This is a genomic window from Ferdinandcohnia jepli (assembly GCF_047246645.1).
Lineage (GTDB): Bacteria > Bacillota > Bacilli > Bacillales > Bacillaceae_L > Ferdinandcohnia.
Genome location: NZ_JBFOKR010000022.1, coordinates 1 through 12,544, shown reverse-complemented (window position 1 = coordinate 12,544; position 12,544 = coordinate 1). Strand labels below are relative to the sequence as shown.

The 12,544-nt window shown below is 37.8% G+C and carries 8 protein-coding genes; all 8 read right to left on the bottom strand.

Going from position 1 to position 12,544, the window contains the following annotated elements:
- Nucleotides 1-5: 5 nt before the first annotated feature.
- The 8 genes from AB3M96_RS20010 to ganS all read right to left on the bottom strand — a co-directional run bounded on the left by AB3M96_RS20010 (nucleotide 6) and on the right by ganS (nucleotide 12,264).
- A complete protein-coding gene (locus AB3M96_RS20010) occupies nucleotides 6-1,184 on the bottom strand; it encodes a hypothetical protein (protein ID WP_412969373.1) in 1,179 nt (392 codons plus the stop codon).
- 60 nt (nucleotides 1,185-1,244) lie between these two features.
- Nucleotides 1,245-1,922, bottom strand: a complete 678-nt coding sequence (locus AB3M96_RS20005) for a hypothetical protein (RefSeq protein WP_412969372.1) — start codon at nucleotides 1,920-1,922, stop codon at nucleotides 1,245-1,247.
- A gap of 15 nt (nucleotides 1,923-1,937) precedes the next feature.
- Nucleotides 1,938-2,267, bottom strand: coding sequence for a hypothetical protein (locus tag AB3M96_RS20000; protein WP_412969371.1), 330 nt, complete (start codon nucleotides 2,265-2,267; stop codon nucleotides 1,938-1,940).
- 953 nt (nucleotides 2,268-3,220) lie between these two features.
- Complete coding sequence (locus AB3M96_RS19995; protein ID WP_412969370.1) at nucleotides 3,221-6,010, bottom strand: glycosyl hydrolase 53 family protein; 2,790 nt, start codon at nucleotides 6,008-6,010, stop codon at nucleotides 3,221-3,223.
- 195 nt (nucleotides 6,011-6,205) lie between these two features.
- Nucleotides 6,206-8,269 (bottom strand): beta-galactosidase GanA, encoded by a 2,064-nt coding sequence (gene ganA, locus AB3M96_RS19990; protein WP_412969369.1) that lies wholly within the window; start codon nucleotides 8,267-8,269, stop codon nucleotides 6,206-6,208.
- 486 nt (nucleotides 8,270-8,755) lie between these two features.
- The gene (gene ganQ, locus AB3M96_RS19985; RefSeq protein WP_412969368.1) at nucleotides 8,756-9,601 is read right to left on the bottom strand and encodes a galactooligosaccharide ABC transporter permease GanQ; all 846 of its coding nucleotides are present in this window, start codon (nucleotides 9,599-9,601) and stop codon (nucleotides 8,756-8,758) included.
- A gap of 6 nt (nucleotides 9,602-9,607) precedes the next feature.
- A complete protein-coding gene (ganP, locus tag AB3M96_RS19980; protein ID WP_412969367.1) occupies nucleotides 9,608-10,864 on the bottom strand; it encodes a galactooligosaccharide ABC transporter permease GanP in 1,257 nt (418 codons plus the stop codon).
- A 128-nt stretch (nucleotides 10,865-10,992) separates the two neighbouring features.
- Complete coding sequence (gene ganS / locus AB3M96_RS19975; protein ID WP_412969366.1) at nucleotides 10,993-12,264, bottom strand: arabinogalactan oligomer ABC transporter substrate-binding protein GanS; 1,272 nt, start codon at nucleotides 12,262-12,264, stop codon at nucleotides 10,993-10,995.
- Nucleotides 12,265-12,544: the final 280 nt, after the last annotated feature.

Genomic DNA, 12,544 nt, shown 5'->3' with positions numbered 1-12,544 from the left:
TCCTCCTACCAGAACACATTACTTAGTTTTTTGCCAATTCCACCTACGAAGTCCCCAGCAGCATTCGCCAACTTACCTGCTTGTTCGCCAACCCAGTCAACTGCCTTATTCATATCTTCCTTTCGGCGATCAATAAAACTCATTGGCGGGTCACCGTACTTCCAGTTAAATCCGGCATAAATAACAGAACCTACTGCAGCTCCAACTACAGTCCCTACAGGTGGTAAGAAGAATGATCCTGCAGCAGCACCTGCCGCCATAGCACCAGTACCAATACCTACATCAACTGTTGTATCAACTACAAACTCCTTAATGTTCTCACCAGACCAATCCCATTCCCCAGCTGGGTTTTTAAAGTTATCCATGAAATTACTGTAAACATCGATACCAATTCCAAGGACACCTGCACCTTTTCCAAGTTTGGTGAGATTTGTGGCTCCTTTCCAGCCTTTAAAACTCTCCCAAACCTTTAGCTCATCAACAAATGTTTGACCGGCTATTTTATATCGATCTGTACTAAGTTGATTGATATAAGTACCTAAATCACCAAATTGCGTATTTATTAGTTTATTACTATTGCTTCCATAGAATTGACCAGATTTTCTACTCTGCTTTTCGTATAAAGGTACACCTTCATTTACAAGCTTAGTAACCCAGTCTCGTTTCCATTTCGCTGAGCCCCCTAGGCCTTCCTTAAGTAATTGACGGTATTTTTGATAATCTGCAAGAGACCTAATCTTATCTCCCATAATCTTGATGTAAAAGTTTTTATTTTGTTTAAATAATTTAAATTGAAGTCCATTTTTCAATCGAAGAAGCTTACTTGAATTTAGAAGACCCGCACCTAACCCAATAAGCGTATTCCTTATTGCAGTTGCATCAAGGCCAGACTCATCTCCGATGTCCTTAACATCCCTGCAAAGTTTATTTTCTGTGTTGGCATACCTTGTAACTGAGTGTTGAATAAATGTTTCTAATTCTCTTACTTGACTCTGTAGTTGGTCGATATCCGTTTTGGCTCTGTTGAGTCTTGTGCCAATACTTCTTCGACTCGTAATCTTACTATCTATTGAATAACGTAGTGAGGAAACTCCACTTTCAATATTGGATAGATTTTGATATGACTGAGAAAGCGTTGTATTCGTATCTCTAACATATGCGGGTTTAATTCTAATCTCTGACAAAGCTACTAACCTCCTCAACGGTCTTGAACAATCTTACAACGAAAACGGCGACATAACGTTTCAATTCTGCTTTGTAACCTTTTTAATCAGAAAATACCTATGTAGTTCAAGCATGTGATAAAAGAAAATATAAGAAATCATAAAGTATAAGCCAATCATTATAATATACATCGTGTTATCAGATATAATCCGCAAACTCATTGTGCCAGCTAAGTATCCAAGAAAGGCAAAGGTAGACGCCGTTTTCTTTATTACTCTTGTCCCGGATGCTTTCTTGTTTTTCTTGTCTCGCTTACTCTTATCTTCGTACACTGTCATAATTTGATCTTTAAAAAAGAAATATAAAACCACACCGTATCCCGAAAACGACAGGAGAAAAAACAGTGGCGATGTTAACCCTAGCATGTTGTAAGCAAATTTTTGAATAATGAAAAAGCACCCAATAGAACCTACAACACCATATAAACCTTTTATTAAAAAGAAAGTTATATTCTGATATTTTTTTCCATCTTTTCTGGAAATAATCATGTACCAAACCGCCACTATAGCCATTACAAAAAATGGCGGTAACACTAGAACTGCATACAATAGTTCGAATGGTGGTGCAAAGATTGGAATCAGTACAAACATGGCCGGCAGAAGAAAAACTACAACCATAAAATTCGACACTTCGATTTCAGACGGGATATGGGATACATATTTTTTAATATGTTTATTATCATTCAATTGACTATTCAAAGGGCACTCCACAAATTAACGTGTTCGATTTTTCATCGCTGCCTCTTCTGCAGCTTTAGCTCTAGCTTCAGCAGCTGCCCTTGCAGCAGCTTCTTCCTCAGCCTTAATCTGATACGCAACCGATGTTATATCTGGAGCAATCGATTCAAGCTCGGAAGCAATATTCGTAAGCTCACGATTGATCTTCTCAATGGATGAATTAATATATTTCATTTCTTCTGCTTGCCAGCCTGCGTTTAAGTTATTCCTAAATCCATTTATGGTATTTTTTAAACTCCTAAGCTGTGAAGCATAGTTTCGTAACTGATTAGCCTGGGAGTTTGCTAATGAGACGTTAATCCCCATAAAAATCACCCACTCTTCGAATATAAATATAGTTTGTGTGAAATCTTCTAATCTTCACTCAATTCCCTTGTATAACAACAAATTGCCGTCCACAATATGTTCACATAATTTCCAAATATATAGTAAAAATTACTTGATAATACGTATACGGTCAAATAACCCAATGGTTTCCACATAAAAAGAAAACAAGTCTTTAGACCTGTTTTCTCTACATTTTTCTACATTTTCAGTGTCGATTCGGGACATTTTCGTTTTGTAAGCAAACCTTTTACCTAGTCTAGAATACAACTGGAATGCGTTTCCAACCATTGGAAACTCTCGACAAAATATCCTGAATTCAAGCTTCTTGAACACCTTTATTACAATTCGTAGGTAGTTAGTCCCTTTCTCGTTAATCTTTGTAATATAATTGTAACTTGACAATATTAAAATTAGACGTATTCATTTTTGTCAAAGTGTTGACGTAGACCTTCTCCTAGTATCGTAAGGATAAATATCACAATCGTTAGTTAGTGCTAATGCAGGAAAGAAAGGAATCCAAAATGCCGTAAGTAGATCTCCACGAGATTCACCTAAAAATGTAGCCCAATTTATGCTCGTATTTCGCAGATCACCAATCCCATACCTTGTCTGGACAAACTCCTGTGTAACAAAAATGTAAAAAACACATAATTGTCCAAGCAAAAGTATGACTCTTCCCAGATCCAGACAAAAAATTCATAACAATCTGCGGCAGCAAATTAGGTATATAGTAATTCGTAAATAACCGAATTGAACCTACTCCAACTGTTATTCCCGCCTGCACGAATTGTATTGCTAACTGTTGAATAATATACCCTACTCTCCCAACCTCAATCAACGCAAGGATAATGATTGTCCATTCGATTTGGTTATCACCACATACTTATAACAGTAAAAAGGCGAGGAAATATCCTCGCCCTTCATTCGTGACTTTACTTCTGAGTTACTCCTCTATATTTGCGATAAACAAATAATGAGGCTCCACCAGCAACAATTAATAACAAACTTAGCAGTAATGTATTAAATGTGTTCGTTGCAGTTTTTGGTAGTTTTTTACCTTCTTCTGATTTACTAGCTTTTCCATTCTCAGACTTGTTTGGTTTTTCAACTTCATTTTTATTCTTTGGAGTTTCAACGTTCTTGTCTTCTTCCCCAGTACTTGGGTCATTTCCATTATCCTGTCCAGACCCTGGATCTTTCCCATCTTCCTCTTCATTCCCGGTGTCTTCTCCAGCACCAGGTTGATCAGTATTATTATCATCCTGTCCGTTATCATAATCTCCTACACGGTATAGATAGAAATCATCTAACGTTCCCCATGCATTAGCGTCAGCTTTAACACTTGCACCAATTGTGAGTGTTCCATCCAACACAAGGATTTGTGTGATTTCAGGATTGCTCCAGTTCACCCAACCATTAACAGACGTATCTGCTCGATGGCTTTCATCATTTGTATTTGCAAAGAGATACATTTCTGCGTTGTGTGCATCTCCACCTTGAATGAATACTGAGAGATTATAATAACCTGGCTCAAGACCTGTGATTGTTTGTTCTACTTTAAAATCAACACCAGTTCCAGACCAAAAGCTTAGCGAATATTCACCAGTTTTTGCATCTGAAGCTTTTTGAGCGAATGAAACTTGAGGTGTAGCTTCAGTAATTTTCCACATGCTTCTATCTTCATTTTCAAAGCTTGGGTTTAGCACAAAATTTTCAGGGTTAATAGTTAGGTTTGCTTGTACTTCGGATCCGCCTTCTACCACTCCATCAATTGTGTATGTTCCAACCCCATTATTGATTGCTTGTTCTAAAGCAGTTTGATCCCATGTAACATTGACAGAACCTGTTGTACCATTGTTGTAAGTTACTGTTACTGTACTAGGCAATGTGATTTCATCTCCTAGAACAGCACTAACTGTAATATCTTTTATTTCATCAATTTTCACATCTGTAATTGCACCAGTATCTACATATTTAAATACGTTCAGTGATGATAGTGGTTTTCCGTTGAAATCAAATAACGCTTGGTTATCAACTGCAGATCCTCCATACCATGCACCTGCATCATGTGGATCGTATTCAGCAGCATAGCTAGTTGCCCAACCGGAGCCAAATTCTTCCCAAATTGCTTTGTTTTGTTCTAGTTGATTTGCTGGACCAACCGGTAACCAAGCTGGCTCCCAGTAAAATACACCAATACCCGCGTCTCCAACCTTCGCAACAGCGTCAATTACATCACGCACTGCTGTAGCTTGTCCTTGAACTGTGATTGGGTAATTTAAGGTTTGTCCTGAGCTTTTTGGAGCTGTGTTTCCATGACCATCTCCATCTTCAGCTGTATACGTATAAGAAGTTTCAGCAACCATTACTTTTTTATCATATTTTGTAGCAACATCTTTTAATACCTTTGTTAAGTTTGATAGAGTTCCATGCCAGAATGGATAGTACGAGCTTGCGAAAACATCGTAATCAACGTTATTGTTTTTAAGAGTTTCAGCAATTGACGTATATCTTCCAGTTGTTTCCGGATTAGTAAAGTGTAAAGCTACTAAAATATCAGAGCTTACATCTCTTACCGCTCTACTTCCTTCATTAAATAGCTCACTCATTTTTGCCCAGTCTTTTTCACCAGCAAGTCCACCGTTTGTTTCGTTACCAACTTGAACCATACCGATGTCGATACCTTCAGCAACCATTGCATCTAAACTAGTTTTTGTAAAATCATATAGTGCCGCCTTTTTATCTCCAAAGGTCATAGTAGCCCATGCCTTAGGAGCTTGTTGTTTCGCTGGATCAGCCCAGAAATCAGAGTAATGGAAGTCTACTAAAAGCTTCATTCCATTTGCAGTAGCACGCTTACCGATTTCAATTGCCTTTGCTACATCATTGTTTCCTCCGCCATAACCATTACCGTTTGCATCGTATGGGTCGTTCCACACACGTACACGTACGTAGTTTACGCCAGCTTCACTGAGTGTTGCAAAGATATCTTGTTCTTGTCCTGCTTCGTTATAAAACTTCACTCCACTTTCTTCTAACGAAATAATACTTGATACATCAACACCTTTGATGAAGTCATCTGCTAAACCGTCTACTCGTTGAACGAAGATGTTGGATTGGACTGGGTCTGGAATCTCTGTTACTTCATCTGTATTTACCAATGTGAAGTTATCAATGTATCCCCATGCCTTAGGTGCTCCTGAAACAGTTGCACCAACTGTAATTTCTGAATTTGCTTCTGTTACTTCAAATGGTACAGATATTGTGCCCCATGTATTGTAGCCTGTTGTCACTGTCCCCTCTGAAGTTTGGTCTCCTGCAAATATTTTTACAGTCCCTGCTTCAATAGCAGAACCACCCATTGATTGAACCGATAGTTCATAGTTACCAACTGGTAGATTTGATAGAGTTTGCTCTACTGTAAAAGATTGGTTTTCAGTTGTAGCATCCTTTATCCAGTATTTTAGCGCATACTCTCCTTCGGCCGGTGTCATCCATGAATCATTTGCAAATGCAAAGTGAGTTATCTCAACAAAATCCCAACTTGATGGGGTAATCTCCCATGAAGATTCTTCAGACCAGAAATCTGTTTCAAAGCCAGCATTTCCTATGTCCGTAGTTTGAGCTGCTTCTATTGTCTTTCCGGAAAAATTCGTAAACAACGTGCTAAACATCATTACAACTGCAACTACCATTACAAAAGTCTTTCTGCTATTATTCATTCGTATTCCACCCCTAGTTTATAGTAAGCGTTTGCATATCAGTTAAAATATTTACTAGATTAGTCTGACTCTCCTGCAATAGAGCCAAAACCAATCTAGTCATACTATTAAATGTTGGAAACTATGTGTTATCAGCTAGAGCTAGGACTTTGTCAATTAGTGGTAGTGCCGCCCAGCCCTAGCATATAACTTTAATTACTTCTTTTTCTCAACAATACGAACTTCGTATTTTTCTAGAATTACATCACCTGAGAGTTCTTCTCCAGTAACAACATCTGTAACACTAGATTCGAAGTTGATTTGTTGTTTTTCTTCTGTAAAGTTCATAACAAAAATATAGTCTTTATCAGGTGCTTGTCTAACCTGTACGGATACACCTTTACCATGCTTAATTTTCGCAGCAGGCTCAAGAGATAATTCAGCAATGATTTCCTTATAAAATTCACGTTGGAAATCATCTTCTAAGCGTGCTCCAATGTAGTATGTTTTACCATTTTCATAATTATGGCTTGTTACAGCAGGTGTGTTGGCATAAAAGTCTTCTTCATATACAGCTTCTGCATTTGCAGTGTTCAACTCAAGTACAGTTGCATAGTCCTTCATTTCGTATGACTTACCTTTGAATGTCACATGATTGCGATCAGATGGATAAAGCGTATCTGTTTCAAGTGGCTTCATTCCAAAAATGTCCTGTAAATCCTTTGGCCATCCACCTAAATAAGTGAGGTCAGATTCATTCACTAGACCGCTAATGTATGTCATAACCAATGTTCCGCCGTTTGAAACAAACTCTTTTAATCTAGCTATTGTTTCTTCACTTGCCAGATAAAGCATTGGAACAACTAGTAATTTATAAGGTGAAAAATCATGTTCCTTCGTAATGACATCAACTGAAATATCCTGTTCCCAGAACGTACGGTAATGCTGATGCATTGTTTGCGGATAACGTTTTGTTCTATTACTGAAACCTTGTGCATCTCCAAGTGCCCAGTGATTATCCCAATCATATAAGAACGCCACTTCTGACGTACGGTTTGTGCCTACAACATCAGTAAGCTTTCCAAGGGTTTCACCAACTTTGGTAACCTCTTTGAAAACACGATTTTCAGAGCTATTATCATGGTCGACAACTGCACCATGGAATTTTTCAGAAGAACCTCTTGATTTGCGCCATTGGAAGTAAAGAATACTATCTGATCCATGCGCAACCATCTGCATTGAGGATAGCAAATGCATACCTGGTCGTTTTCCTTTATTCACATCATGCCAATTCACATAACTTGGAGTTGATTCCATTAATAAGAATGGCTGTTGCTTCAAGCTACGATACAAATCATTAATAAAAGCAACCTTCATTGCTAAATCTGCCGTTGACTCCCAATCATTATGCCAAGCCGGATACGCATCCCAGCTAATTACATCTAGGTGTTTTGCAAACTTACTATAATCTAGTCCTTGGAATGGAATAAGATCATGTGTATCTCCCATAAAGTTTGTTGTAATCGGAATTTCCGGTGTAATCTCACGAATTGGAACAATTTCATTTTCATAAAAAGAAATCGTTTGATCTGATACAAATCGGCGCCAATCTAGGTTATGTCCGTGAACCATATTCTCTCCAATTGGAGACGGAGATTCAATTTGTGACCAATCAGTAAACGTATGGCTCCAGAATGGACCCCACCAAGCATCATTTAACGCCTTAAGATCGTTGTTGTATTTTTCTTTTAACCAATTTCTGAATGCATCCTGACATAGGTCACAATGACACTCGCCACCATATTCGTTAGAGATATGCCATAAAATTAAAGCTGGATGATTTCCATAACGTTCTGCCAATAGACGGTTCATCTGCTGTGTTTTTTCACGATACACTGGTGAAGTGAAGCAATGATTATGTCTCGCACCATGAAGCTGTTTTACACGAGATGCGTTCACACGTAGTACTTCTGGATATTTCTGAGACATCCATGCAGGACGTGCTCCACTCGGTGTCGCTAAAATAACTCTTCCACCAATTTCGTAAATATTGTTAATGATGTCATCAAGCCACTCAAAGTTGTAAACTCCCTCTTCCGGTTCAAGCGCGCTCCAAGCGAAAATCCCAACTGAAAATGTATTGCTGTTCGAAAGCTTCATTAATTTAATATCATCAGCCAGGATATCTGGACGATCTAACCATTGATCAGGATTGTAGTCTCCTCCATGAAGCATAAAACCTGCTTTTGTGACATGGGTTCTTTCATGTTGTTTTGACATAATACTCTCCCTTTTACTTCATTGTGGCGCCTCGGTGGTGGGTGCACCTCCCTCCGAGACTGTGTTTCTCTTTGTACAATTGCTAAAATGCGTAAATTTCGATTATCGTGCGTAAATCTCATTTATTATGCACAAATTCCGATTAACGTGCATATTTTCCAATTAAAATGACAAATCCAAATTATAATGCATAAACTCATTTTTTATGTTCAGATTTATAGGTTCATAGCTCAGTCTAGTACTAATCTAGGTTTCTATTACAAAAGTTCGGTTGCTCCTCGGTGAATTTCATAAAGGCTAGACAACTTTTTCCCGCGAAAAATGCTAAAAACCGTATTTCCTGATTAAAAATCGTAAATTCGTTTTAAAAACCGTATTTCTTAATTAAAAACCGTATTTTCCATTTAAAAACCGTAAATCCAAATTAAAAACCGTAAACTCTAAATTTCGCACTTTTTTTCAGACCGAACCTACAAAACCAACTACTTATCCCTTCGTTCCACCTGCAGTTAAGCCAGTAACGAAGTGTTTTTGCAGCATTAAGAAGATTATTGCTATTGGAATACTGATTAATATCGCTCCAGCTGCGAAAGTTGTGTAACTTGCGCCCATTACCTCGTTAACAAGGTTGTATAAACCAATTGGTAGAGTGTAAGATTCGGGTGTTCGTAGGATTGTTGAAGATAAAACGAAGTCTCCAAGTGGTCCTGTGAACCCGTTCATCGCTACTACCGCTAGCATTGGTCTTGATAGAGGCATGATGATTTGTAAAAAGATCCTTGTATTGCTTGCTCCATCAATTCTTGCACTTTCATCAAGGTCCATCGGAATGGAATCCATGTAACCCTTCATTAAATATGTGTTCATCGGAATTTGTCCACCGATGTACAGTAAGATTAACAACCAGTGACTATTCATCATTCCAAGAATTTGCGCTAATACGAATAACGCGATTAGAGCTGAGAACTGTGGAATCATTTGTAATAACAAGAATAGTGTTAATGCATTTTTTCTACCTTTAAAACGGAAGCGTGAAAATGCGTACGCTGTAAACGAAACTGAGATGATTGTTCCAAGCATCGTAAACACACTGATTTTTAACGAGTTCATGTACCATTTGCCGTATTGCAAACTATCTTTTCCTGCAAAAAGCTCTTTGTAGTGGTCCAACGTTGGATTATCTGGAATAATTGATGTACTTACTAAGCTGTTACCAGGGTTAAAGCTTGCTCCTACTGTCCAAAGCAGTGGATACACGATGATTACCGTCATAAATAGTAAGACAAAGTACGTGAAAAAGAGGCGGATGAATTTTTTCTGCTTCATATTCATTTGTGATTAAGCCCCCTCTTTGAAAGAATTTGTTCTTCTGAATTGCCATAATGCAATTGCGATAACAAATACTGATAATAGAATTGTTAATGCCGCTGCTAATGAGTATTGACTTGATTGCATTGTCAATTTGTAAATCCATGAAACTAAGATATCTGTTCCACCAGCAGTTGATCCTGGAACAGCTGGCCCACCGCCGTTAAATAGATAGATAATATTGAAGTTATTGAAGTTGAACGTAAATTGAGTAATGATAATTGGTGCCATTGCTAGTAAAATCATTGGCATCGTAATATTTTTAAACTTAGCAAATACTGAAGCACCGTCAATTGTCGCCGCTTCATATAAATCTTCAGGAATTGATTGTAAAACACCTGTTGTTACAATGAAGATGTACGGGAAGCCTAACCAACCCTGCATAAGGATTAGCGCCACTTTTGACCAGTTTGCATCTGTTAACCACGGAATCGGATCAATTCCGAAAAACGCTAGGATATCTAAGTTGATTGCTCCAAAAGAGTCATTGAATAATCCAGCAAAAATAAGGATTGTTACGAACCCAGGAACTGCCCATGGTAAAACTAAAATTGTACGGAAGAACTTTTTAAAACGTACGTCCTTTTGGTTTACAACAACAGCCAGGAAAATACCTAATGCAACTTGAAGTGTAGAAGCTACAACAGTCCAAATGACGGTCCAAGCTAAAACATCAAAGAACGTTGCACGCCAGATATCAACTGTAAAAATTTTACCGAATGTATCAAATCCAACCCAGTCTGCCAGATTTGCAGGTGGAGAATGGTATAAATCATAGTTTGTAAAAGCTAATGCAAAACTAAATAAAATTGGAAAAACTACCGCGAAGATCAAAATAAACAAAGACGGTCCACTAATTACATACGGATAACCTTGTGCAATTAGATTTTGATAGTCCTCTTTTAAAGAACTCGGTGCCATATTGTCGTCTCGTTTTTGGCCATTTTTATATGCGTCACGTAAATTCAGATAATAGATTGCTAGACCAAAACAAGCAACAATTACCGCAATAATACCTTCTGCCAATAAAAACATGGAGTTGTCTCGTGGCACTTCAGTACCTAATGTAAACAGTCCCCAAAAACCCATATTGAAAAGATCTTTAAACGCAACAATGAATGATGATCCTAAAATTAGAAATAAGAGACCTTTCACCCATTGCTTATTGTAAAATTGACCGAGCCCTGGTATTACCGATAAAAGTAAGGCCGTTTTACGATGTTGCATATCTTTCACCTCTCTATATAAAGACTGAGCTTTGTCAGTCTATCTTTCAAAATTAAGTAAAAATACTACTATAAAGGGAATGGTGTCAAACTCAAATCTGTGTTTGACACCATTTTTACTATTACTACTTATTTACCACCGTGGTTTGCTTCGATTTGTCCTTTAATTGTTTTTACAGCTTCTTCTAAAGCAGCTTTTGGAGTTGCTTTACCAGTTGCAATTGTTTGAAGTGCAGCGTCTGCTGGAGTCCAAACTTCATTCATTTGTGGAATATTTGGCATTAATTCAGAGAACTGAGATTGCTCAGCAACAGCTTGTGCAGCTTCGCTTCCAGTTACTACTGGGTCATTCGCAAGAGAAGCTACAGCTGGAACTTCTTTTGTAATTTCAAAACGAGTTTTTGAGTTTTCTTCGTTCGCAATAAACTCGACAAATTTTTGAGCTAATTCAGCATTTTTTGAGTAAGCACTTACGTTATAGCTCTTTACGTTAACAAACGCGCTCATGTTTTCGCCATTTTCAAGACCAGGTAATTTTGCTACACCGTAGTTGATACCAGCTTTTGTGAATGGCTCGATGTTCCAAGGTCCAGAGATAATTGCAGCCGCTTTACCTTCTGTGAATAGAGATTCTAATACGTTAATACCTTGCTCTCCAATGATTCCTGTTGGGAATAAACCTTCAGAGTAGAACTTTTGGATATATTCAGCACCTTTAATTGCACCTTCGTTATCTAAACCGATGTCAGTAGCATCAAATCCACCGTCGTTACCGAAGATGTAACCGCCGTAACCACTCATAACACCTTGAGCATAATAAATTTGATCAAATAAAGCTAAGAAACCAAACTTTTCTCCATCAGCAACACCTTTTGAGTACTCATACCACTCTTCTAGAGTTTGTGGTAATTCTTCTTCAGAGATAAGGTCCTTATTGTAGTAAAGCATTGTTGTTTCTACAGCTTTTGGTAAACCGTAAACCTTACCGTCTACCATTTGAGATTGCATTGCTGATTCTGTATAGATAGAAGTAACATCTTCAGCAACTGTTAATTCTTTGATTAACCCTTCAACTACAGCAGTACCAATCTGGTCACCAGGCATTGTTAATACATCTGGGCCTGTACCAGCTGGGCCATCTAAACGTAGATCTTCAATTTGTTGAGCATATGCTTTTTCTACAACCTTAACTGTTACATTGTGCTCTTCTTCAAATTTAGCGATAGCATCCTTAATGCCTTCACCTTTTTGTATATCTTCCCAAACTACTAACTCATTAGTTTCAGTAGCCTTTTTTGTATCTTTCTCAGCGTCGCTACCACTTTCTTGTGGTCCACAAGCAGCAAGTGATAGTGCTAAAGCAAGAGTACCAATTACACTAAAATACTTTTTTAATTTCATGGTAAGACTCCCTTTCAAGTTGTTTTCAAACAGTTTCATAATTTCTATGTATGTCATTTATGAAACCGCTTTACAAAAAACAATATACCATCATGAGAAAAAATAGTAAACTTTTTTTACTCATTCTAGTAAAATATTTTACGAAAACTTTACAGAAATATGTCTCACATTTAGTAAAACCTATATTTTTAAGGACTTTAGAGGCATCGAGTAGGAGGATAATCATTATTTGACTATCCGACCTCTCACACCACCGTACGTACGGATCCGTATACGGCGG